This window comes from Ancylobacter mangrovi (assembly GCF_024752355.1).
GTDB lineage: Bacteria > Pseudomonadota > Alphaproteobacteria > Rhizobiales > Xanthobacteraceae > Ancylobacter > Ancylobacter mangrovi.
On the sequence record NZ_JANTHZ010000010.1, the window covers coordinates 1 to 24,777 of the forward strand.

Genomic DNA, 24,777 nt, shown 5'->3' on the forward strand with positions numbered 1-24,777 from the left:
GTCCGCCACCACCGACGCCCCCGCGCCCTCATACTCCCCGTCGCCCACGCCCGACGCCGAACCCGCACCCGACGAAACCACAACGTCAGCCCCAAGGCCCACATAACGCTTAACCGTGTCCGGGGACCCCGCCACGCGGGGGTCGACCGATGGGTCTTCCTTCACTATCGCCAGCCGCATTCCCTTCCTCCCTTCAGTCGTTTCGTTAGCCGGTTATCGTTCGATCGTTCCGAAGCTCATTCTTCCAGCACCACCAGCAGGTCCTTGGCGTCGATGGCGTTGCCCGGCGCCACCAGGATCTCCTGCACCGTGCCCCCGCGCGGGGCATGGATCGCAGTCTCCATCTTCATCGCCTCGATGGTGAGCAGCACGTCGCCCGCGCCCACCACCTGCCCGCTATGCACGCCGAGCGAGGAGATGGTGCCGGGCATGGGCGCGGCGACGTGGAGGTCGTTGCCCTCCTCCGCCTTGCGCCGCCCGGCGACCTTCGGCACCGCGTCGCGGTCGGCGACGACCACCATGCGCGGCTGGCCGTTGAGCTCGAAGAACACCTCGACGAGGCCGTCGTCGCGCGTCTCGCCCACCGCGGTGAGGCGCACCATCAGCGTCTTGCCGCGCTCGATCTCGACCGTCGCCTCCTCGCCCGGCTTCATGCCGTAGAAGAAGACAGGGGTGGGAAGCGCCGAGACCGGCCCGAACTTGGCGACCACCGGCGCGAAATCGGCGAACACCTTGGGGTACATCAGATAGGAGGCGAGCTCGCGGTCGTCGGCCTCGTGGCCGACCAGCTTCGAGGCTTCCGCGCGCTCGGCGTCGAGATCGGCGTCCTCCAGCAGCGAGCCGTAGCGCACCGTGATCGGCGGCTCGCCCTTCAGCGCCTTGGCCTGCAGCGCCTGCGGCCACCCGCCGAGCGGCTGCCCGTATTCGCCGTGCAGCATCGCCACCGCCGAAGCCGGGAACGCGACGTCGCGTTTGGGATCGAGCACGTCGGCGGCGGACAACCCCTGGCTCACCATCATCAGCGCGAGGTCGCCCACCACCTTGGAGGAGGGCGTGACCTTGATGATGTCGCCGAACAGGTCGTTGGCATCGCGATAGGCCTTCGCCACCTCGTGCCAGCGGCTCTCCAGCCCCATGGAGCGCGCCTGCTCCTTGAGGTTGGTGAACTGCCCGCCGGGCATTTCGTGCAGGTAGACCTCGGAGGCCGGCCCCTTCAGGTCGCTCTCGAAGGCGGCGTACTGGGCCCGTACGCCCTCCCAGTAGAAGCTGATGCGCCGGATCGCCTCCGGGTCGAGCCCGGTGTCGCGCGCCGAGCCGCGCAGCGCCTCGACGATCGAGCCGAGGCAGGGCTGCGAGGTCATGCCCGACATCGCGTCCATGGCGAGGTCGACCGCATCGACCCCGGCCTCGACCGCCGCCAGCACCGAGGCGCCGGCGATGCCCGACGTGTCGTGGGTGTGGAAGTGGATCGGCAGGCCCACCTCCTCCTTCAGCGCCTTGAACAGCACGCGCGCCGCCGCCGGCTTGACAAGGCCGCCCATGTCCTTGAGGCCGAGGATGTGGATGCCGGTCTTCTCCAGCTCCCTGGCCATGGAGACGTAGTATTTCAGGTCGTATTTCGACCGCGCCGGGTCGAGCATATCGCCGGCATAGCAGATGGCGCCCTCGACCAGCTTGCCGGTCTTCAGCGCCTCGTCGATCGAGACCCGCATGTTCTCGATCCAGTTGAGGCAGTCGAAGACGCGGAAGATGTCCATGCCCGCATCCGCCGCCTGGCGGATGAAGAAGCGCACCACATTGTCGGGGTAGTTGGCATAGCCGACGCCGTTCGCCCCGCGCACCAGGGTCTGGGTGAGGATGTTGGGCACGCTCTCGCGGATCTTCGCCAGCGTCTCCCACGGGTCCTCGGACAGGAAGCGCATGGCGACGTCGAACGCCGCCCCGCCCCAGCACTCCAGCGAGAGCAGTTCCGGCAGGCCGCGCGCATAGGAATCGGCGACCTGCGCGAGGTCGTAGGAGCGCATGCGGGTGGCGAGCAGCGACTGGTGCGCGTCGCGCATCGTGGTGTCGGTGACGAGCACGCGCTCCTGCGCCAGCATCCAGTCGGCGAAGCCCTTCGGGCCGAGCCGGTCGAGAAGCTGGCGGGTGCCCGGCGCAGGCTCGTTGAGGAAGGACGGCGCCTCCGGCACACGCGCGGTGGCGGCAGGCTTCGCGCGGCCCTTCACCTCGGGATGGCCGTTCACCGTGACGTCGGCGATCCAGGCGAGCAGTTTGGTCGCACGGTCGCGCCGGCCGCCGAAGTCGAACAGCTCGGGCGTGGTGTCGATGAAGCGCGTGGTGTAGCGGCAGCCGGTGAAGTCGGGATGGGTGAGCACGTTCTCGAGGAACGGCAGATTGGTCGCCACGCCCCGGATGCGGTACTCGCGCAGCGCCCGGTACATGCGCGCGATCACCTCGTCGCTGGAGGGCGCCCAGGCGGTCACCTTCTCCAGCATCGGGTCGTAGAAGCGCGTGACCACCGCGCCCGAATAGGCGGTGCCCCCGTCGACGCGGATGCCGAAGCCCATGGCGCCGCGATAGGCGGTGATGCGCCCGTAATCCGGGACGAAATTGTTCTCCGGGTCCTCGGTGGTGATGCGGCACTGCATGGCGTGGCCGTTGAGCCGGATCTCTTCCTGAGCAGGAATGCCGGTCTGCGCGACATCGCCGATATGGCCGCCTTCGAGGATGCGGATCTGCGCCTTGATGAGGTCGAGGCCGGTGACGACCTCGGTCACCGTGTGCTCGACCTGGATGCGCGGATTGACCTCGATGAAATAGAAGGCGCCGGTGTCGGCATCCATCAGGAACTCGACCGTGCCGGCGCCGACATAGTCCGTCGCCCGGCCGATGGCGAGCGCGGCGTCGGTCAGGCCCTTGCGGGTCGCCGCGTCGACATAGGGCGCCGGGGCGCGCTCGATCACCTTCTGGTTGCGGCGCTGGATCGAGCAGTCGCGCTCGAACACATGGACGAGGTTGCCATGGGTGTCGCCGAGGATCTGCACCTCGACATGGCGCGCGCGGCGCACCAGCTTTTCGAGATAGACCTCGTCCTTGCCGAAGGCAGCCTTGGCCTCGCGCTTGGCGGTCATCACCGCGTCGAGCAGCTTGTCCTCGCTCTCGATCGGACGCATGCCGCGCCCGCCGCCGCCCCAGCTCGCCTTGAGCATGACCGGGTAGCCGACCTTGCGCGCCGCCTCCAGCACCTGGGCGTCGTCGTCCGGCAGCGGCTCGGTCGCGGGCATCACCGGCACATCAACCGAGATGGCGAGGTTGCGCGCGGCCACCTTGTTGCCGAGCGTGCGCATGGTCTGCGGCGAGGGGCCGATGAAGATGATGCCGGCGGCCGCGCAGGCCTCGGCGAATTCCGGGCTTTCGGACAGGAATCCGTAGCCGGGATGGATGGCGTCGGCCTTCGCTTCCTTCGCGACCCGGATCACCTCGTCGATCGAGAGATAGGCGTCGATCGGCCCGAGCGGCCGCTCCAGCCACGGGCCCCGGCCGACGAGATAGGCCTCATCCGCCTTGAAGCGGTGCAGCGAAAGCTTGTCTTCCTCGGCATAGATGGCAACGGTCGAGATGCCGAGTTCGGTCGCGGCCCGGAAAACGCGGATCGCGATCTCTGATCTGTTGGCGACGAGAAGCTTCTTGATCGTGCGGGTCATGGCGGGACCGGGCCTGTGGTTGCGGTCGGGGAACGACGTTTCGGGACCTACATCCTGGCTTCGGACAATGATGAACGTGACGCCGCCGCCCTGCCGGTCCGTCCCTCCGGCGATGCATGAGCCATGCCGGAGAATTATCGCACCGACCCGCTTGCGCGGACTTCCTATTGGTATACAGAATTACGAATGCCAGCAAGTTGATTTCGCGTCCCGGCGGTCGACCTGCTGTCCATTCCCGGCGAAATGCCATGCCGAGAGCCGGCAAGCCGGTCTGACGGCACCGAATTGCTGCAATGCGAAAGGAATTGCGCGGCACAACATCGATTCAAGTCGCGTTCCCGCGAGCGAGCGCGAAGTTGTGAACGGTGTCGTCGCCAAACCGACACGCTGCAGTGCAAGATAACAACTAAGCGACAACTGTCCCGTTTTGGTTCATAGCTGAGATGCTGGCTGCGCGCCGGCACGCTTCACGACGGAGGATTACCCATGGTTATGCGGCGGGAACGCGCGACGAAGATCGTGGCGACGCTCGGGCCGGCATCGTCGAGCCCGGAAATGATCAAGGCGCTGTTCGAGGCCGGGGTCGATGTATTCCGGCTCAACTTCAGCCATGGCACGCAGGAGAACCATGGCCGCGTGCTGGGCGCCGTGCGGGCGCTCGAGAAGGAGGTCGGCCGCCCCATCGGCGTCCTCGCCGACCTGCAGGGTCCGAAGCTTCGCCTCGGCAAGTTCGTCGACGGCTTCATCAACATCACCGCCGGCTCGACGCTGCGCTTCGACACCGACCCGGCGCCCGGCGATGAGAAGCGGGTGCCGATCCCGCACCCGGAGATCATCGAGGCCCTGCACGAGGGCTCGACCGTGCTGCTCGACGACGGCAAGGTGCGCGTGCGCGTGGTCCGCAAGGGCTCCGGCTACATCGACGCCGAGGTGATCGCCGGCAACAAGCTGTCGAACAACAAGGGCTTCAACGTCCCCGACGTGCTGCTGCCGGTCTCGGCGCTCACCGACAAAGACCGCTCCGACCTGTTCTTCGCCCTCGACCTCGGCGTGGAGTGGATCGCGCTCTCCTTCGTGCAGAGCCCGCAGGACGTGATCGACGCCAAGGAGCTCATCCAGGGCCGCGCCCAGGTGAACCTGAAGCTGGAGAAGCCGCTCGCGGTCGAGCACCTCACCCGCCTGACCGAGCTGTCGGACAGCATCATGGTCGCGCGCGGCGATCTCGGCGTCGAGCTGTCGCTGCCGGAAATCCCGGCGCTGCAGAAGCGCGTCATCCGCGAATCGCGCCGGCTCGGCAAGCCGGTGATCGTCGCCACCCAGATGCTGGAATCGATGATCAGCGCCCCGGTGCCGACCCGCGCCGAAGTGTCCGACGTCGCCACCGCGGTCTATGACGGCGCCGACGCGGTCATGCTCTCCGCCGAGAGCGCGGCCGGCCAGTACCCGGTCGAGGCCGTGGCGATGATGGACCGCATCATCAAGCAGGTGGAGCAGGACCCGGGCTACCGCGCGATCATCGAATCGCAGCGCCCCGATTCCGGCCACTCGGTCGCCGATGCGGTGACGCAGGCCGCCTATCAGGCGGCGAATTCGGTCAATGCCGCGGCCATCGTCACCTACACGCTCTCCGGCACCACGACGTTGCACGCCGCGCGCGAGCGCCCGCGCATCCCGATCATCGGCATCGCCAGCCAGCTCTCCACCGCGCGCCGGTTGGTCATGTCCTACGGCGTCCACGTCGTCCATGCGCCCGAAGAGATCCACACCTTCGGCGAGATGGCGACCAAGGCGACGCAGGTGACGCTGGAGCACGGCTTCGCCAAGGAAGGCAACTGCATCGCCATCACCGCGGGCGTGCCCTTCGCCACCCCCGGCACCACCAACGTGCTGCGCCTCATCACCCTCGACAAGGCGATGATGGCACAGCTTCCGAGCGGCTCGAAGCCGGTCGAGGTCCCGCGCCGCGCCGCGGCGAAGACCGACGACGCTTCGGTGCTCCGCTCCGCGCCCGTCGCGAACGAGGCCGAGTAAGGCCTGCTGCCACGACGAACGGCTGGACGGAAAGGCCCTCCTTCGGGAGGGCTTTTCTCGTTTCGGGGTCACGCGCGGAATGGCGATACGCCGGCGGGGATCAGGCGGGCGGGGGATCAGGCCGGCGGGGTCGTGTCGCCCGCGCCCAGCGCGCGCTGCATCAGCACCGTGTCCACCCAGCGCCCGTGCTTGAAGCCGATCGAGCGGAACGTGCCGACATCGGCGAAGCCGTGCCGGCGGTGCAGCGCGATCGAGCCGGCATTGGCGCTGTTGCCGATCACTGCGATCATCTGCCGCCACGGCCCCTCTTCGCAGCGCGCGATCAGCGCGCCGAGCAGCCGGCTGCCGATGCCACGCCCGCCCTGCCCCTCGGCGACATAGACCGAATCCTCCACCGTGAAGCGATAGGCCCGGCGCGGCCGGTAGGCGGTGGCATAGGCATAGCCGGCAATCTCCCCGCCCGAGACGGCGACGAGATAGGGCAGCCCGGCCTCGAGCACGGCGGCGCGCCGGCGCAGCATCTCCGCGAGCGGGGGCGGCTCCTCCTCGAAGCTCGCCAGCCCGTGGCGCACATGATGGGCATAGATCGACTGCACGCCCGCCATGTCGGCCTCGCACGCCTCGCGCACCACAAGGCCCTCACCGCGAAGACATTCGCTCATCATCCGATCCCGCAGCTGCGGCGCGGGTCACTCCCCCGCCCGCACGGGCTATAGCCGAGCCGTGCGCCGCTGTCCTTCCTTGCGGATTGTGAGCCGCCGGCTCACTGGCTGGCGGTGACGATCTCGCCGCTATAGGGATCGGCCAGCGCCGCGTCGGGGCGGCTGACGGGGATCTTGCTCGAGGTCATCGCGGACAGCTTCTCCGGCCCGGAGCGGCGGAGCACCTCGCGGAAGCTCTCATGCATGCCGCCATCGACATAGGGCGGGGCGATCGCCGGATTGGCGGCGGCGACGGCGACCATCTGCGCCGTCTCGGCGAGCTGGCGCTGCTCGAGCTGCTGCGCGATCTGCTGGCTGCTAGGATCGGCCGGGCAGGCGCCGAGCGGGTCGAGCGCCGCATCCTCCGGCGAGGGCTGGGCGGTGAAGCGGTAGCGCCCGGCGCAGGCGGTGACGACCGGCGGGCGGCGCGTCATGTCGAAATAGTCGACGCCCTCCTCCAGATTGCGCCAGAACGGCACGTTCGGATCGTTGCGATGGGCGGCGAAATTGGCCGGCGTCATGCGGAACGGCAGCGCCTGCACCTGGAATTCCTCCTGCCCGCCCTTCAGCGCCTCGCGCGCCAGCGCGTAGATCTCCGCGACGCCGCCGTCGGTCATGGCGTAGCAGCCGGCCGAGGTGCACGCCCCGTGCACCATCAGCGCGCTGCCGGTGTAGCCGAGCGCGCTCTCCAGCTCGTTCGGGTAGCCGAGATTGAACGACAGGTAGAATTGCGAGCGCGGATTAAGCTGGGCGCGGGTGATGGTGTAGAAGCCTTCCGGCGCCTGCCGGTCGCCCTCGCTGGTCTTCGGCCCGAGCTTTCCCGACCAGCGGCACATCGGATAGGTCTTGAGCAGGGCGTAGGTGCCGCGATTGGTGCGCTTCCACACCTCGAGCTCGCTCTCCTGCTTGTAGATGCGGATCATGATCGGGTCTTCGGGCGTCATGCCCTTCTCCGACATCTCCGACAGGATCTTGCCGTTCAGCGGCACCGCGCCGCGATCGTCGCTATCGATGGAGGCGCAACCGGCGAGCGCCAGCGACGCCAGCAGAAGCGCGCATATTCCAAATCTGGCCAGCAGCTTACTCACGACCCGGAGCTCCCGACGCCTCACATGGCTCGCCCCTCAATGCCGCCCCAACACGGCGGATCGATGGACGGCGAAGGCTTCGGCTCCATAAAGCGCCGAATATGGTTTGCCCTTTATGAACGACGCGCGTGGCAGGGTGGATCGTCGGCGCCGGACGGCGGCCGGAGCATTGATGCGTGCGATGAGGCGATATTAGATCGCCACCCGCTCTCTTCCACCCGCCAAGGCCCGCACCATGCCCGCCTCGATGCCCGCCACCCTCGCCGGCGCCCCCGCGAAGACGGGGCGCGTGACCTGCCTCGACGGGCTGCGCGGCGTCGCCGCCTGCTCGGTGGTGGCGTTCCACTTCTTCTATGCCTTCACCCCCGGCCCGTTCTCCGACAGGGCCCGCACCGGCTTCACCGTCTTCGACACGCCGCTCGCCGTACTGTGGAACGGGCATTTCGCGGTCGCCGTGTTCTTCGTACTGTCCGGTTTCGTGCTCGCCGCCTCGAGCCCGAAAAGCGCGCGCGAAGCGCCGCTGATGATCTTCCTGCGCTATCTGCGCCTCGGCCTGCCCGCCCTCGCCTCATCGGCGCTGGCCTGGGCGTGGCTCAACGGTTTCCCGGACGCCGCGCGCGAGGCGCAGGCGATCAGCACAAGCTCATGGTTCCGCTGGACCTACCAGCCGCCCATCCCGCCGCTGTCGCAGGCGATCTGGGAGGGCGGCGTCGGCGTCTTCCTGAACGGGACAACCCGCTTCAACAACCCGCTCTGGACCATGCAGGCCGAGCTCTTGGGCTCGATCCTGATCTACGGCTCCTACGCGGTGCTGCGCGGGCGGTGGCGGCCGCTCGCCATGGCGCTCGGCATCGTCGGCTTCGGCGCGGCGGGGCTGTTCTATCTCGCTGCCTTCTGCGCGGGGGCGCTGGTGTACGAGATGCGCGAGCGCCTGCGCGAGCTTCCTGTCGCCGGGCTCGTCATCGGCCTCGTCGGGCTGGTGATCGGCGCGACCTACCCCTATCACGCCGGCGGGCCGGGCCTCGTCTCCACCCTCCAGTCGCATCTCGGCATGGACGGGTTCCGGGAGGCCGGCGCGGCGCTGGTGCTGGTGTCGGTGCTGATCACGCCGGCGCTGCGGCGCTTCTTCGAGAGCGGGCCGTTGCAGCGGCTCGGCGAGCTCTCCTTCCCGATCTATCTCGTCCACGTGCCGCTCATCGTCGCGCCGGCGGCGTGGCTGTTCGTCGCCTTCGCCCCGCTTGGCCCGGCGGGACTGACGGCGCTGTTCGCCGCGGCGTGCCTCGGCACGCTGGGGCTCGGCACGCTCTTCCTCGTCGCGGTGGAGCGGCCCGTGCTCGCGGCGCTCAAGGCGATCCGCACCCGCGCCCGCGGGCAGGCGCGCCCGGCAGGGGCGGCGCCCTGACGCGAGGGTCCTAGGCTTCCAATGCCCGCAGGTGCCGGATCGGCCGGCCGGGCGAGATCGACTGCGCCGCCGCGACGATGGCGTTGGCGTCGATGCCGTAGTGCCGGTAGAGATCGGCGATGGTGCCGGTCTGGCCGAAATGCTCGACGCCGAGCGCGCGCGTGCGATGGCCCGCCACCGAGCCGAGCCAGCCCAGCGTCGCCGGATGGCCGTCCAGCACCGTCACCAGCCCGCACTGGCGCGGCACCGCGTCGAGCAGCCGCTCGACATGGCTGCGCGCGTTCACGAGGCCGCGCTCGCGCGCCCGGGCGCCGGCGGTCCAGCCGGCATTGAGACGGTCGGCCGAGGTCACGGCCAGCAGGCCGACATCCTTGCGGTCCTCGGCCATCAGCCCGACCGCCTCGATCGCCTCGGGCGCCACCACGCCGGTATAGACCACGACGATCTCGGCGTTCGGTCCCGGCCGGCGCACCCAATAGCCGCCCTCGATGATGTCGCGCTCCAGCGCCGGGTCGATCACACGCCCCGGCTGCTCAAGCGTGCGGGTGGACAGGCGCAGATAGACCGAGCCGCCGGTCTCGTCGCGCAGCCAGTTCTGCTCCTCGGGCTCGCTCTCGAAATCCGGCGTGCCCTCGCGCTGGAGATGCTCGAACGCCCAGCGCAGCACCACCGCCAGTTCGTCCACATAGGCCGGCTCGAAGGCGGCGAGCCCGTCCTGCGCCATGCCGATCAGCGGTGTGGCGATGGACTGGTGCGCCCCGCCTTCTGGCGCCAGCGTCAGGCCGGAAGGGGTGGCGACGAGGATGAAGCGCGCCTCCTGGTAGCAGGCATAGTTCAGCGCATCGAGCCCGCGCTCGATGAACGGGTCGTAGAGCGTGCCGACCGGGATCAGCCGTGCGCCGAACAGCGAATGCGACAGGCCGAGCGCCGAGAGCAGGCTGAACAGGTTCATCTCGGCGATGCCGAGCTCCATGTGCTGGCCCTTCGGCGAGAAGGTCCAGTCGAAGGTGGAGGGAATGCGCTCCTGCCGGAACAGGTCCGCCACCGCCTCGCGCGCGAACAGCCCGCGCCGGTTGACCCAACCGCCGAGATTGGTCGAGACGGTGACGTCCGGCGAGGTGGTGACGATGCGGTCGGCGAGCGGGCCGCCCATCCGCGCGATCTCCGCCATGATCAGGCCGAAGCCCTGCTGGGTGGAGAGCGCGGTCTGCTTCGGCACCGCGAGCGCGCCCGGCACCTCCAGCTTCGCGTCGGCGAAGCGGCGCGCGCCCAGCGCGTTGAACGGCACCCGGCCGAGGAACGCCTCGACCTCCGCCGGGGCGATGTCGAGCCCCTCGAACCGATCCCACTCGTGGCCCGGGCGTACCTCCATCGCGGCGCGCAGCGTCTCCATCTGCGCCGGCGTCATCAGCCCGGCATGGTTGTCCTTATGCCCGGCGAGCGGCAGGCCGTAGCCCTTGATGGTGTAGGTGATGAACAGCACCGGCCGGTCGTGGTCGATGCGCTCGAACGTGTCGACCAGCGAGGCGAGGTCATGGCCGCCGAGATTGGTCATCAGCGCCGAGAGCTCGTCGTCGGAGCGTCGCTCGATCAGCGCCGTCACGTCGCCCTGGTCGCCGAGATCGTCGAGCAGGCGCTTCCGCCAGGCCGCGCCGCCCTGGAAGGTCAGCGCCGAGTAGAGCTGGTTGGGCGCGCGGTCGATCCATTCGCGCAGCCGCTCCCCGCCCGGCTCGGCGAAGGCCTCCATCAGCTTGCGGCCATATTTCAGCGTCACCACCTCCCAGCCAAAGGCGCGGAACAGCGCCTCCAGCCGCGCGGGAAGGCCCTCGCGGATCACCGCGTCGAGGCTCTGGCGGTTGTAGTCGAGGATCCACCAACAGTTGCGCAGACCCTGCTTCCAGCCCTCGAGCAGCGCCTCGTAGATGTTGCCCTCGTCCATCTCGGCGTCGCCCACTAGGGCGATCATGCGCCCATCCGGCGTATCGGCGCCGAGCTTGTGGGCCCGCACATAGTCCTGCACCAGGCTGGCGAACAGCGTCTGGGCGACGCCGAGGCCGACCGAGCCGGTGGAGAAGTCGACGTCGTCGATGTCCTTGGTGCGCGAGGGATAGGACTGGGCGCCCTTGTAGCCGCGATAGGCTTCCAGCTTCTCGCGCGTCTGGTGCCCCAGGAGGTACTGGATCGCGTGGAAGATCGGGCTCGCATGCGGCTTCACCGCCACGCGGTCGTGCGGGCGCAGCACGGCGAAATAGAGCGCCGTCATGATGGTCGAGAGCGAGGCCGAGGAAGCCTGGTGGCCGCCGACCTTCAGCCCGTCGGCATTGGGCCGCACATGGTTGGCATGGTGGATGGTCCAGGCCGAGAGCCAGGACACCTTCCGCTCCAGCGCGTCCAGCACGGCGAGGTCGCGCGCCGAGGGTACATGCGCACCGGGATCCGCGGTCCGTCCACGAGGTGGGCTGTCATGCCGGCGATCGTCGCTCTTGACCATGTTGTCCTCCCGTCGCGACTAGAATGACGCGGGCGGGATCGGCGACGCAAGGTCAAGTTGCGGGTGTGACGCGAATGCGATCAGTTCGCCGGCGTCGGATAGGTCGAGGCGCCCGGCACCAGCCGCACGGGCGCGCCGACGCCGGAATCGCCGGACGGCGCGGGAGCCGGCGCGTACTGGCTGGCGCCCGACGAGGACGGCGAGACCTGCCGCATCTGCACCGGCGGCACGCCGGGCAGCACGGGCGGGGCGCTGAAGGGCGAGTTCTGCCCGCTGGACTGCACCGCCCGCGAGGGCGCCTCGTCGACCACCGCGCCGGGCTGGGGCGCGCCGCGGGTGATGTGCGGCTGCGTGCTCGGGGCGAGCTGCTGCGAGGTCCCCGGCCCCGGAACCGAGGGATAGCCCTCCACCGGGTCCACCAGATTGCCCTCGTAATAGCCCGGCTGCACCACCGGCTCGGGCGCGGGCACGGCGCTGCCGTAGCGCCGGCGGCTGGGGGTGGCGGTGCGCGCGGGCGCCGGCTCCGGGCCAAGCCAGCCGTCGAGCACGGTGCCGTCGCCGCTGATGCCGGAGGGATAGGCCAGAGGCCCGCCGACGCGGCCGAGCCCTTCCGGCTCGCCCATCGGACGCCCGTAGGGCTGCCAGCCCTGGGGCAGGAAGTAGCCGTTGATCGAGTAGCGGTACATCACCCGCAGCAGGTCCTGCTCGCTGGCGCCGACCTGGCACAGGCGGAGGCGGATGGCGAGGATGCCGCGGTCATGCCAGAACAGATAGACCGGCACCTGCGACTGGATCCTCTGCCAGCCATAGATGCACAGCTCGCCATTGCCGGCATTGCCGATGGCGTAGTTGAACGGCCCGTAGCGGTTCTGCACGTAGTAGTTCGAGACATGCATGGCGACGCCGGGCATGCGCTCGGTCATCTCGTCGTCCAGCACCTCGTCGTTGAGCCAGTCGTCCTTGCGCAGGTTCTCGCGGCCGGTCGAGCCCTTCACCGGCCCGAAAAACACCGCATAGAACGCGTTCTGTCCACGCGTGCGGGAATTCGTTTCGAGGATGATTTCCTGTTCGACCGCATTGAGATAGTCGGTCTGGAGCACCGCGATCACGGGCGGCGCGGCGCCGGGCTCGGGCAGCACCAGCGCGTCGGAGACGGGCTTCTCTATGGTCGTGGTCGCGACCTGCGGGCCGCCGGCGTAATTGTTGCCGAACCATCCATAGGGCGTGCATCCCGCCAGCAAAAGAGCGACGGATACTGCTACACACCTCAGAAGGGGTACGTGCGCACGCCTTCGTCCCATGGACCCTTCGAGCTTTCGACCAATACCAGAGACGAACTTCAGCGCTGACTGAATCGAGGAAACAGCCGCGAAAAGACGCCGAATCACTTGCTTGGTGAGACTTTAGCCCGAGCAACCGCGAGGTGGAATCGACCAAATGACCGGTTAGTCCGAATTTGGATAGATTTCTTCAACCTCTCGGCCCTAAGACACGTTTGGATGGCGACCCCGCGGCATGGTGCAAACCGAGCAGGAGGAACGATGCGGAAGGCTTGGGCTGCCGGCGTGTGGGCAATCGCATCACTGATCGTCGTATTCCTCATTACGCTCCCGATCAGCCTGCAGGCTCATCTCATCGCCGGCTCCATCGTTGTTCTGACGATGATCTTGCTGAAGACCTTCGGCCCCCCGGTCGGCGTCTTCCGCATGATCGCGCTCGCGCTCGGCACCGCCATCGTCCTGCGCTACGTCTATTGGCGTACCACCAGCACCATTCCGCCGATCAGCCAGATCGAGGACTTCATCCCCGGCTTCATGCTCTACATCGCCGAGATGTACAGCGTGTTCATGCTGTTCCTCAGCCTGTTCGTCGTCTCCTCGCCGGTCCCCAAGCGCCCCACGCCGCCGATCCCCGCCGACCAGACGCCCACCGTCGACATCTTCGTCCCGTCCTACAATGAGAGCTCCGACCTGCTGGCCTCGACCATCTCGGCCGCGCTCGGCATCGACTATCCGGCCGACAAGTTCACCGTCTGGCTGCTCGACGACGGCGGCACCGACCAGAAGTGTGAGCAGGACGATTCGGTCGCGGCGGAGGAAGCAAGATCCCGCCGGGCCGAGCTCCAGCGGCTGTGCGAGGGCCTCGGTGCGCGCTACCTCACCCGCGCCCGCAACGAGCACGCCAAGGCGGGCAATCTCAACAACGGCCTGGAGAACTCGACCGGCGACCTGATCGTCGTGCTCGACGCCGACCACGCGCCCACGCGCGATTTCCTGCAGGAAACGGTCGGCTTCTTCCTGCAGGAGGAGAACCTCTTCCTGGTCCAGACGCCGCACTTCTTCATCAGCCCCGACCCGCTGGAGCGCAACCTCGACACCTTCGACTACATGCCGTCCGAGAACGAGATGTTCTACGGCATCATCCAGCGCGGCCTCGACAAGTGGGACGCGGCGTTCTTCTGCGGCTCGGCCGCGGTGCTGAACCGCCGCGCGCTGAAGGAGACCAACGGCTTCAGCGGCATCACCATCACCGAGGACTGCGAGAGCGCGCTGGAGCTGCATTCGCGCGGCTGGCACTCGATCTATGTCGAGAAGCCGATGATCGCCGGCCTGCAGCCGGACAGCTTCGCCAGCTTCATCACCCAGCGCTCGCGCTGGGCGCAGGGCATGATGCAGATCCTGCGCTTCCACTTCCCCCCGCTCAAGCGCGGCCTGACGCTGGCCCAGCGCCTCGGCTACTGCTCCAGCAGCCTGTTCTGGCTGTTCTCCTACCCGCGGCTGATGTTCCTCATCTCGCCGCTGTTCTACCTGTTCTTCTCGCTGCAGATCTTCACCGCGGCGGGCGCCGAGTTCCTCGCCTACACCACGACCTACATGCTGGTGAACCTGCTGATGCAGAACTACCTCTATGGCCGCTACCGCTGGCCATGGATCTCCGAGCTCTACGAATACATCCAGTCGGTCTACCTGTTCCCCGCCGTGGTGTCGGTCATCGCCAACCCGAGCAAGCCGACCTTCAAGGTCACCGCCAAGGGCGAGACGCTGGAGGAAGGGCACGTCTCCCAGATCGGCCGCCCGTTCTTCATCATCTTCGCCATCCTCGTGGTCGGGCTGTTCGTCACCATCTACCGGCTGCTCACCGAGCCGTTCAACGCCGACGTGCTCATCGTCGTCGGCGCCTGGAACGTGCTGAACATCATCATCGCCGGCTGCGCGCTCGGCGTGGTGTCGGAGCGGCGCAACCGCCGGCGCTCGCATCGCGTCGAGCTGATGCGCCGCGGCGAGTTGCTGGTCGGGGGAGCCACCTATCCGGTCTCGATCGAGGACGGCTCGCTCGGCGGCACCCGGCTGCGGCCGAATGCCAATGTCGTGCTGCCGGAGATCAACCGCGGCGACATGGCCCTGCTGCGCTTCAAGACCCTGGCCAACAACATCCCCATCGACACGATCCCGCTGGCCATACGCAACATCGAGAATGACGGCGAGGGCGTGCTGCTCGGCTGCCAGTTCATGCCCGACCAGCCGCTGCACCACCGGCTGATCGCGGACCTGATTTTCGCCAATTCCGACGAGTGGCACAAATTCCAGCACTCGCGCCGCAACAATCCGGGCGTCCTCATCGGCACGATCCGGTTCCTGCGGATGTCGATCTTCCACACCGGCCGGGGCCTGTCCTACCTCGTCCACCTGCACAAGCTCTGGCGGGAACGGCGGCGGCGGCGGCCGACCGGCGCGGCGGCCAAACGGGGATGATGCACATGCGCGCATTCTCCACCCTCGCGGCTGCGAGCCTGATCGCGCTCTTCGCCGCCGGCGCGGCGGCCCAGCAGGCCGGTTCGGCCGGCCAGGGCACGGGCGGGTTCTCGATGACGCCGCCGATCCCGGGCTATAACGATTCCGCGGCCCCGGCGGCGACGCCCGCTCCCCGCACGACCGCCTCCAGCGCGCCGGCCCCCGCGACATCGCCCGCTCCCGCGCCGACGGTTTCGGCGCAGGCGTCCCCGGACAGCGGCTCGGGCGCGACCTCGCGCGTGCCGGCCTTCACCCAACCGAGCTTCCCCTCGGCCGCGGCGGGCGCGCCCGCCCCGGTCACGCAGAACCGCACGGCGCCGATGGCGCAGGCGCCCCAGACCCCGCAGCCGCCCGCCCCCGCGGCGCCGGCGCCCTCGACCTCCGCGCCCAACACATCCGCGCCTAACACCGGGATCGACCTGCCCGGCGAGCCGGGCGCGCCCGCGCCCTCCGCGGCGCCGTTCCAGATGGTTCCCGGCCAGCCGGCCCCGGTGATCACGCCGATCCCGAGCGCCAACACGGCGCCGTCGGCGCCCGCGCGTCCGGACCGCTACATCATTCCGCAGCCGCGCATGATCTTCGCCGGCGAGGTCGCCTCGCGCGCCTGGGTCGTGTTCCTCAATGCCGACGAGGCCTCGCGGGAGGCGACCTTCCTGCTGAGCTTCATCAACTCAGTCGTGGTGATGCCGGAGACCTCGCGCATCCGCGTCACCATCAACGGCCAGGCGATCATCGAGACGCCGATCGCCTCCTCGCAGGAGCCCTCCAGCTTCTCGACGCCAATCCAGCGCGGCATCCTGCGCGCCGGCGCAAACCTGGTCCGCATCGACGTGGTGCAGCGCCACCGCACCGACTGCACCGTCACCGCCACCTATGAGCTGTGGACCGAGATCAACAACGAGGGCACCGGCATCTCCTTCAGCGGCGGGCGTCCGCCGCTGACCGGCGGTCTCGACGACCTGCCCTCGGTCGGCTTCGACGAGACAGGCGTCACCTCGATCCGCGTCATCACGCCCGGCCCGATCGAGGGCGGCGGCAGCACCCGCGTGCTGCGCGCGGTGCAGGGGCTCGCCGTGCGCGGGCAGTTCCCCAACCCGTCCGTGACGATGGCGGAAGGCGTCCAGGGACCAACCCCGCCGGGCGGGCTGACCATCGTCATCGGCACCGCCTCCGAGCTGCCGCGGCTGATGGCGACCCATCTTGCCGAGGCCAGCCAGAGACCGATCACCAGCTTCGTGCAGGATGACCGGCTGGGCGGGCCGACGCTCGTCATCTCCGGGCCGACGCCCGCCGATGTCGACCGCGCCATCGACCGGCTGAACAGCTTCTCGATCGACCAGAGCGAAGCCATCAACACGCAGACCCGCTGGTCGCCCAACGCGCCGATCTTCGACGGCGCGCGCAATGTGCGGCTCGCCGAACTCGGCGTCACCACCCAGGAGTTCTCGGGCCGCCGCCTGCGCGCCGAGTTCCAGATCGCCCTGCCGCCGGACTTCTTCGCCGAGGCCTATGGCAACGCCACGCTGTTCATCGACGCCGCCTTCACCGCGGCGGTCCGCCCCGGCAGCCACATCGACCTCTATGTGAACCAGCAGATCGCCTCGACCCTGCCGATCACCACGCGCGGCGGCGGGCTGCTCCAGCACCAGGCCATGTTCGTGCCGCTGCGCAACTTCCGCGCCGGCATCAACCGGCTGTGGCTCGAGGTCGTGCTCGACACCGAGTCCGACGCGCGCTGCCTGCCCGGCGCCACCCTGCCGGCCGATAACCGCTTCGTGCTGTTCGATTCCTCGGAATTCTCGATCGGCAATTTCGCCCGCATCGGCCGCATGCCCGACCTCGCCGCCTTCACGGCGAACGCCTTTCCCTACTATCTCGACGGCAGCCCGATCGCGGTCGTGCTGGCGCGCCAGGACGCCTCGACCCTGTCGGCGGCGAGCACGCTGATCGCCCGGCTCGCCCTGTCCAAGGGCACGCCGCTGCCGATCGACGCCTCCCCCGCCTCCGTGACGCTGGGCGAGCGCAACGCGATCTTCGTCGGCGGCATCGACCACATCTCGGCCAGTGTGCTGAACCAGGTCGGCGTCGCCGAATCGACCCGCGCCAACTGGGTGGTCTCGGCCGGCGACGAGGCCGCCGGCGATTCGGCCAGCGAGAGCTACGACAACGTGCTGGAGCGCTTCCGCAGCCGGCGCGCGGGCGAGACCCCGGCCATCCCGACCGAGCAGCCGCGCGAGCACAACACGCCGGAGATCTACGAGCGCTGGCGCGAGAACGTGCAGAGCCGCGGCGGCATCTACGCGATCATCGACAGCTTCGAGAGCTGGCTGCGCAGCACCTTCTCCATCGGCTTCGATTCGCTGCGGATCCAGGAAGGCCCGCGCACCATGTACGAGCCGCCGCCGCGCACCTCGATCCTGATGGCGCAGGGCTCCAGCACCAATGGCAACGGCGCGTGGACGCTGGTCACCGCCCGCACCTCTGACGCGCTGGCGGGCACCATGGCGCGCTTCACCTCGGACCCGGTGTGGAACCGCATCGGCGGCCAGGCGGTCGCGTTCCAGAACTCCACCGGCGAGGTCGAGCGGCGTGACGCGGGCGCGTTCCGCTTCATTGTCACCCAGCCGCTGAGCTTCTCGAACTTCCGCATGATCGCCGCCAACTGGCTTTCGACCAACATCATGCCTTATGCTCTGATGCTGCTGATCGCCGGTACCCTGCTGGGTATCTGTACCGCGTTTCTCCTGCGCAGACTGGGACGCCCTACATGATGCGATACCTGCTAGCTGGCGTCCTTCTGCTTGCGTGCGGGGTTCTTCAGGCAATGGCTCAGTCCCAGACCCTCATCTCGCAGGAGGCCTGGGCGACCTATATGAAGCAGTTCGTCCAGGACAATGGACGGGTCGTCGACGAGGCGAATGGCGGCATCAGCCACAGCGAGGGCCAGGGCTATGGAATGCTTCTGGCGTTTTTGGCTGGTGACAGAAGCAACTTCGAGCGCATATGGAGTTTCACGCGTACCGAGTTGCTGATTCGCGACGACGGACTCGCTGCATGGCGCTGGGATCCGAATTCAAATCCTCACGTGACCGACGTCAACGCGGCGAGCGATGGCGATTTGTTAATTGCCTATGCTCTGGCGAGGGCCGGCCGCACTTGGGGAATTCAGGGATATACCGACAGCGCCACCCGCATTGCACGGGCAATCGGCCACAAGCTGGTGGTTCAGAACGGCAGCCGGCTGGTGCTGCTGCCGGGCGCCACCGGCTTCGCGTCGTCCGACCGCAAGGACGGCCCGATCCTCAATCTATCCTATTGGATCTTCGAGACTTTTCCGGTCATGGCGCAGCTCGCGCCGGAGACCGACTGGGCAGCGCTCGCCAAGAGCGGCCTGGAGTTGCTGACCATTGCGAAGCTCGGTCCGGCCCGGCTCCCGCCGGACTGGATCTCGGCGCCCGACAACGCGCCGGTGACCGTGGCCGACGGGTTCCCGCCGGTCTTCGGTTACAATTCGTTAAGGATATCTCTTTACCTGTTGCGTGCAGGGATAGCGGACGCAGAGTTACAAGAGTCATTCCGCCGGAGCTGGCTGACGGAGAACGGGGGAAGTCCCGCCATCGTCGACATTCCGACCGGACGCGTGCTTACGCGGCTGACCGACCCGGGCTATCGGATGCTCGGCGCGGTTCTGGCATGTGCTCTCAATGCGACCCCTATTCCGCAAGACCTGCGGCGGTTTGAGCCCACGCTCTACTACCCGTCGACACTGTATCTTTTGGGTTGGGCCCTGGTCGCGGAGAAATATCCGAGATGTCTCTAAAGCGAGCTGCCTTGCTGATCGTGCTTGCGGGAGCCATCGTTCCCGCGATCGCCCAGCAAGTCCAGCTCCCTGGAGGCTCCGGCAACTCCACCAATAGCGGCTCCCGCCCCAAGGTCGACGAGACCGCCCTGCGCTACTTCGCCTCCCAGGGCGACACGCGCCGCCTCGAGGCCGAGATCGCCCGCCTGCGCGCGCTCTATCCCGAGTGGTCGCCGCCCGCCGACCTGTTCGGTCCGCAGACCGACACCGAGCTGGAGCGGATGTGGAAGCTCTACGCCGACGGCAAGTATTCGGACGTGCGCAGCGCCATCGCCGCCCGTCAGGCCGCCGACCCGCAATGGGACCCGCCGGCCGACCTGCTGGCCCGCCTCAACGAGGCCGAGGGCCGCCAGCGCCTGATCAACGCTTCCGACGCCCAGCAGTGGAACACGGTGCTGCGCATCGCCACCGAAGCGCCGGGCCTTCTGACCTGCGCCAATGTCGACATACTGTGGCGCGTCGCCGAGGCCTTCGCCAAGACCGACCAGACCCCGCGCGCCCTCGACGCCTACACCTACGTGCTCACCAACTGCAACGACACCAGCGAGCGCGTGGCGACGGTGCAGAAGGCGATCCCGCTGCTGACGGACGACGAGATCCAGAACCTGCTCAAGCTCGAGCGCAAGGACGCGCAGGGCAAGCCGGAATTCGCCGTGCTGCGCGACGACCTGATCCGCCGGCGCATGGGCAAGGCGGCCGAGAACCCCGAATTCACCGTCCCCGAGGCCGACATCACCCGGATGGAGGAGCTCTCCAAGCAGAGCACGACCGCGGGCGATCCGCTGGTGCTCGGCTGGTACCTGTTCCGCCACGACGACGCCAAGCGCGCGCTCGAATGGTTCAAGCTGGCGCTGGACCGCAAGGGCGGGCCGAAGGCGGCCGAGGGCTACGTGCTAGCGCTCAACTCGCTCGGCCGCGCGCTCGAGGCGGAGCCGATCGCCTATGAATGGCGCGACAGCGCGCCCGAGAACAACAAGGCCTATCTCGACGTCGTCATCAGCCTGCTGACCGCCGATCCCCCGCCGGTGCTGGACGAGATCGTGCTCACGCGCTTCAGCCCGGTGGTGATGCGCGACAAGTACGTCCCCGGCGCGCAGGCGCTCGGCTGGTACGCCTACAATACCGGGCAGATCGTCACCGCCCGCTCCTGGTTCGAGACCGCGCTCAACTGGGACCCGAACGACGAGCCTTCCGCCTACGGCCTCGCCCTCGCCTACTGGCGGCTGAAGGACGGCGCGCGGCTCAACGCGCTGGTGCGGGCCTGGGGCACGCGCTCCGAGCGCATCGTCGCCCTGGTCGACCCGGCGGTCCGCGCCCGGCTGGAGGCGCGCAACGCCCAGTCCCAGATCACCACCTATACCGACCCGCTGATCGCCGCCGCCGCCCGCCTGACCCCGACCCCGACCCTGCAGCCGCCCCCGCTCGGCGCGCCGAGCGCGACGCTGGGCTCGAACACGCAGTTCCAGCCGGTGCCGGGCTCCACGGTGACGGCCTATGCGCCCACCAGCCAGTTCCAGCCGGTGCCGCAGTTCGAGGGTTCCTCGGCGCAGCCCGCGGCCCAGCCGGTGAGCTACACCGAGCAGACGACCTACACCGCGCCGCCGACCCCGCCGCGCCGCCGGAGCGTGACCCGCTCGGTCGCCCGCACCGGCAGCAGCGTGTCGGAATCGGGCGGCTCGGCCGGCGCCGCGCTCGCCCGCGCCTGGAAGCTGATGGAGCTCAACCGGCCGATCGAGGCGATCCCGGAATTCGACTACGCGATCAAGTACGGCCAGGGCCGCACCGCCGAGGACGCCGCCTACGGCAAGTCCCTCGCCTATATGCGCAAGGGCATGACCAACGCCGCCCAGGCCGCCGCGCTCCAGGCGCCGCAGAACCCGCGCCGTTCGCTGCAGCTCAGCGCCGACCTGCTGGCCCAGCGCGCCTACGAGTTCTATCGCGACGGGCGCTATGTCGAGGCGATCATCTCGCTCGACGAGCATGCCCGCCTCGCCCCCGAGCAGCAGGACATGATGCTGCTGCGCGCCTGGTGCTACTACCAGCTCCACGACTACCAGTCGGCGAAGCGCATCTTCAGGGCGCTGGCGGCACAGGGCAATGTGAAGGCCAACGAAGGCATCAACGCGATCGCCGCTTCCACCCGCCAGCTCCGCGACGCCTACTGAGGGCGCGCCACGGGCTCCGCACCCAAGGTGCGGTGCCGGTCAGCGCGGGGCGGAGAGTGGCGGAAGAGAGTGGGAGTCGAACCCACCAGAGACCGGCTCGCGGCCCCTCCCGGATTTGAAGTCCGGACGCCCCACCAGGGACGCCTCTCTTCCAGAAGCTTCCGGCGCAGTCTCCCCGATCGGCCCGAACAGGTCCAGACGGTGCCGGTTGATGCGCCTGAGATCTCCCCGGCGCAGCGTGACGCCGTGGCGGTCGAGGAATTCGAGGATCTGGATCGCCACCTTGCGCCCGACCGCATGCTCGCCATGCTCGATCCGGTCGCGGAAGGCGGCGGCAGCGAACTGTCCGCCGGGCGCGGCCTCGGCCAGCTCCTTCGCCATGCCCACCATCGCGGCGACGGTGGCGCGCAGGAAGAAGTGGTCGTGCGCCACCTCGTCGACCCGCCCCATGCGGCCGAGCAGCTTCATCAGCCGGCGGATATCGGCCTCCGGCTCGCCGGTCGCCCCGGCGATGTCGCGCACGCGCGGCGGGCGGAAGCGCTCGACCCCGGCAAGGCGCGGTTCGATCCGCTCCCACAGCAGCTCGTCGTCGCGGGTCAGGCGCACCTCGTGGCCGGGCAGCCGCACCCATGCCCCTTCCAGCACCAGCCATCCCTCGCCGGCCAGGCGCCGCAGTGCCTCGGCGAAGACCGGTCTGTCGAGGCGCGGCACCAGCGCCAGCCGCAGCTTCTCCGCGCCCATGCCCGCGAGATCGGGATTTGCGTCGTGAAAGCGTGTCAGCTCGTCCAGCAGCGCGGCGCGCAAGCTTTCCCAGCGCCCGGCCGCGAGCGCGACGCGCGCCTCGCCCGCGCTCAGCAGCACCAGCCCGGCATCGGCCGCGAGCGCCGCGGCGGCTTCCGCGCCCAGCGCCCGGTCGCGGGCGAAGGCGCCGAGCTCGACATGCCAGGGCTCCACCGCCAGCAGCCCGGCGAGCGCCTGCGCGGGGTCGGCCCGCTCCATCGCCTCGAGCTGGGCGAGGCGCGCGGGCGTCCGGCGGTGGCGCGCCGGGGCGCGCAGGTCGAGAAAGGTGCCCCCGCCAATGGTGCGCCGGGCGGAGGTGTCGCGGATCACGAAGCGGTCGCCGCAAGCCGCCGCGACCGGACGGTCGAGTACGAGCTGCACCAGCGCCCGCCCTCCCGGCGGCACGGTCTCGGCCGACAGCGGCACCAGCCGCGCGCCGACCTCGGCGGAGGCATGATGCAGGCGCACCGGAAACCATTGCCCGAGCGGCTTCGGCTCCTCCGCCAGCACGCGAAGGCGCGCGTCGATGCGCGCGGTCGGCGCGTGCAGGGTCGGGTCGAGCACCATGTCGCCGCGCGCGATCGCCTCATGGGTCACGCCCTCGCCGGCGAGGTTCAGCGCGCAGCGGTCGCCGGCGACGCCGCGCTCGGCCTTGCGGTTCTGGGCATGGATCGAGCGCACCCGCGCGCCGAGCCCCGGCGGGCTGACCGTCACCCGGTCCCCCACCGCCACCGCTCCGGAGAGCACCGTGCCCGTCACCACCGTGCCGGCCCCGGCAAGGGTGAAGCAGCGGTCGACGGCGAGGCGGAAGCGGCCCTCCCCGCTGCGGGCGGCGAAATCCCGCGCGGCGGCGACTAGGCGGGCGCGAAGATCCTCGATCCCCTCGCCGGTCGCTGCGGAAACCGGAACGACCGGCGCGCCCTCGAGCACCGTGCCCTCGGCCAGCGCCGCGATCTCGGCCGCGACCGCGTCGCGGCGGTCCGCATCGGCGAGGTCCGCCTTGGTCAGCGCGACGATGCCGTTCGCAATGCCCAGCAGGTCCAGCAGGGCGAGATGCTCGCGCGTCTGCGGCATCACCCCGTCGTCGGCGGCGACCACCAGCAGGGCGAAGTCGATCCCGCTCGCCCCGGCCAGCATGGTGTGGATGAAGCGCTCATGGCCCGGCACGTCGATGAAGCCGAGCGTGCCGGCCTCGGTCGGGAGATAGGCAAAGCCGAGGTCGATGGAGATGCCGCGCGCCTTCTCCTCCTTCAGCCGGTCGGTATCGACCCCGGTCAGCGCACCGATCAGGGCCGTCTTGCCGTGGTCGATATGCCCTGCCGTGCCGATGATCATGGCGCCGTCCCCAATGCGCCGAGGCTGGCGAGGAAGCCTTCCGGGTCTTCGAGGCAACGCAGGTCGAGCAGCAGCGCGCCCTCGGCGATCCGTCCGATCACCGGCACCGGCAGCGCGCGCAGCGCCGCCGCCAGCCCGTTGAGCAGGCCGCCCGACGCCCCGTCGGCGGGGCGGATGGCGAGCGCGGCGCTCGGCAGCGTCTCCAGCGGCAGCGCGCCCGAGCCGATCTGGCTGGCGCAGTCCGCCACCTCGACCGAGAAGTCGGCGCCAAGTATCTGCGCGACCGGCCCGGCCAGCGCGGCGCCGAGCGCGGCGAGTTCCTCGCGCGTGCGGGTCAGCAGGCGCAGCGTCGGCAGCCTCTGCGCCAGCCGCTCCGGGTCGCGATAGAGCCGCAGCGTTGCCTCCAGCGCGGCGAGGCGGATCTTGTCGACTCTCAACGCGCGCTTCATCGGATTCCTGTTGATCCGGGCGATCAGGTCGGCGCGCCCGACGATGAAGCCGGTCTGCGGCCCGCCCAGCAGCTTGTCGCCCGAGAAGGTGACGATGTCCGCCCCCTCCGCCACCGCCTCGCGCACGGTCGGCTCATGGGCGAGGCCGAGCCGCGACAGGTCGACCAGCGTGCCCGAGCCGAGATCGTTCACCAGCGGCACGCCGCGCTCCCCGGCGATTTCGGCCAGCTCGCGCGCGCCGACTTCGCTGGTGAAACCCTCGATCCGGTAGTTCGAGGTGTGCACCTTCAGCACCAGCCCGGTCTCTGGCGACAGCGCGCCCGCATAGTCCTTCGGGTGGGTGCGGTTGGTGGTGCCGACCTCGACCAGCTTCACCCCCGCCCGGGCCATGATGTCCGGCATGCGGAAGGCACCGCCGATCTCGATCAGCTCGCCCCGCGAGACGATCGCCTCGCGGCCGAGGCCGAGCGTGTTGAGCACCAGCAGGACGGCGGCGGCGTTGTTGTTGACGACCGTCGCATCCTCGGCCCCGGTCAGCTCGACCAGCAGGTCGCGCACATGGTCGTCGCGCTCGCCGCGCCGGCCGGTGTCGAGGTCGAATTCCAGCGCCACGGCGGCGCGCATGGCGGAGGTCGCGGCCTCCACCGCCTCCTCCGCCAGCAGCGCCCGGCCGAGATTGGTGTGCAGCACTGTGCCGGTGAGGTTGAAGACCGGGCGCAGCCGGCCGCGCGCCGCCCGCGCCAGCGCGTCACCGGCGGCCAGCGCGACATGGTCGGGCGAGGGAAGGCTCGCGAGCTGGCCGGCCAGCAGGAAGCGGCGCACCTCCTCCAGCGCGGCGCGCACCGCGCCGGTCGCGGCGGCGCGGCCGAAGCGCTCGGCGGCGAGCCGGGCGGCCGGCGTCTTCAGCACGAGGTCGACCGAGGGCAGGTCGCGCAGCGAGGGTCGGTCGAGGGAGCCGTCGGTGGAAGCATCCATGGCGCG

General features: G+C 69.3%; 12 protein-coding genes, 1 tRNA gene and 2 pseudogenes. 6 read left to right on the forward strand and 9 right to left on the reverse strand.

The genetic code is table 11. The features are described from left to right. Nucleotides 1–180, reverse strand: a pseudogene (locus NVS89_RS18695) (NAD(P)(+) transhydrogenase (Re/Si-specific) subunit alpha); the annotation flags it as partial. A 56-nt stretch (nt 181–236) separates the two neighbouring features. Then, nucleotides 237–3,704: a pyruvate carboxylase gene (pyc, locus tag NVS89_RS18700; protein WP_258734279.1), complete on the reverse strand. Its 3,468-nt coding sequence runs from the start codon at nt 3,702–3,704 to the stop codon at nt 237–239. Nucleotides 3,705–4,196: 492 nt separating this feature from the next. Between pyc and pyk the strand changes: the two genes are divergently transcribed. Further along, the gene (gene pyk, locus NVS89_RS18705) at nt 4,197–5,735 is read left to right on the forward strand and encodes a pyruvate kinase (RefSeq protein ID WP_258734426.1); all 1,539 of its coding nucleotides are present in this window, start codon (nt 4,197–4,199) and stop codon (nt 5,733–5,735) included. Nucleotides 5,736–5,851: 116 nt separating this feature from the next. On the opposite strand, the gene NVS89_RS18710 is transcribed toward pyk, so the two are convergent. Next, a complete protein-coding gene (locus tag NVS89_RS18710) occupies nt 5,852–6,397 on the reverse strand; it encodes a GNAT family N-acetyltransferase (protein WP_258734280.1) in 546 nt (181 codons plus the stop codon). A gap of 101 nt (nt 6,398–6,498) precedes the next feature. After that, entirely contained in the window at nt 6,499–7,524 is a 1,026-nt protein-coding gene (locus NVS89_RS18715) for a L,D-transpeptidase family protein (protein WP_258734281.1), read from the reverse strand. A 235-nt stretch (nt 7,525–7,759) separates the two neighbouring features. Here NVS89_RS18715 and NVS89_RS18720 point away from each other — a divergent pair, with 235 nt between their 5' ends. Then, entirely contained in the window at nt 7,760–8,926 is a 1,167-nt protein-coding gene (locus NVS89_RS18720) for an acyltransferase family protein (protein ID WP_258734282.1), read from the forward strand. A 10-nt stretch (nt 8,927–8,936) separates the two neighbouring features. Here NVS89_RS18720 and NVS89_RS18725 read toward each other — a convergent pair whose 3' ends face one another. Together NVS89_RS18725 and bcsN are read right to left on the reverse strand one after the other, a co-directional pair. Further along, nucleotides 8,937–11,417: a thiamine pyrophosphate-binding protein gene (locus NVS89_RS18725; protein ID WP_258734283.1), complete on the reverse strand. Its 2,481-nt coding sequence runs from the start codon at nt 11,415–11,417 to the stop codon at nt 8,937–8,939. Between the two features lie 80 nt (nt 11,418–11,497). After that, the gene (gene bcsN / locus NVS89_RS18730; protein ID WP_258734284.1) at nt 11,498–12,658 is read right to left on the reverse strand and encodes a cellulose biosynthesis protein BcsN; all 1,161 of its coding nucleotides are present in this window, start codon (nt 12,656–12,658) and stop codon (nt 11,498–11,500) included. A 300-nt stretch (nt 12,659–12,958) separates the two neighbouring features. Between bcsN and bcsA the strand changes: the two genes are divergently transcribed. Genes bcsA through NVS89_RS18750 form a run of 4 tightly spaced genes read left to right on the forward strand, consistent with a single transcriptional unit; the run spans nt 12,959 to nt 21,232 of the window. Then, nucleotides 12,959–15,169, forward strand: coding sequence for a UDP-forming cellulose synthase catalytic subunit (gene bcsA / locus NVS89_RS18735; protein WP_258734285.1), 2,211 nt, complete (start codon nt 12,959–12,961; stop codon nt 15,167–15,169). Between the two features lie 5 nt (nt 15,170–15,174). Then, the gene (locus tag NVS89_RS18740; protein WP_258734286.1) at nt 15,175–17,979 is read left to right on the forward strand and encodes a cellulose biosynthesis cyclic di-GMP-binding regulatory protein BcsB; all 2,805 of its coding nucleotides are present in this window, start codon (nt 15,175–15,177) and stop codon (nt 17,977–17,979) included. Beyond that, nucleotides 17,976–19,028 (forward strand): family 8 glycosyl hydrolase, encoded by a 1,053-nt coding sequence (locus NVS89_RS18745; protein ID WP_374114601.1) that lies wholly within the window; start codon nt 17,976–17,978, stop codon nt 19,026–19,028. Before NVS89_RS18740 ends, NVS89_RS18745 begins: the two co-directional genes overlap by 4 nt. A gap of 20 nt (nt 19,029–19,048) precedes the next feature. Further along, nucleotides 19,049–21,232 carry a tetratricopeptide repeat protein gene (locus NVS89_RS18750; protein WP_258734428.1) on the forward strand — a complete coding sequence of 728 codons (2,184 nt, stop codon included), beginning with the start codon at nt 19,049–19,051 and terminating at the stop codon, nt 21,230–21,232. A gap of 57 nt (nt 21,233–21,289) precedes the next feature. On the opposite strand, the gene NVS89_RS18755 is transcribed toward NVS89_RS18750, so the two are convergent. The 3 genes and pseudogenes from NVS89_RS18755 to selA all read right to left on the reverse strand — a co-directional run bounded on the left by NVS89_RS18755 (nt 21,290) and on the right by selA (nt 24,771). Continuing rightward, nucleotides 21,290–21,385: transfer RNA gene (locus tag NVS89_RS18755), tRNA-Sec, on the reverse strand. A 117-nt stretch (nt 21,386–21,502) separates the two neighbouring features. Then, nucleotides 21,503–23,347, reverse strand: a pseudogene (gene selB, locus NVS89_RS18760) (selenocysteine-specific translation elongation factor); the annotation flags it as partial. Next, nucleotides 23,344–24,771, reverse strand: coding sequence for an L-seryl-tRNA(Sec) selenium transferase (gene selA, locus NVS89_RS18765; protein WP_258734287.1), 1,428 nt, complete (start codon nt 24,769–24,771; stop codon nt 23,344–23,346). The pseudogene selB and the gene selA, both read right to left, overlap by 4 nt. Nucleotides 24,772–24,777: the final 6 nt, after the last annotated feature.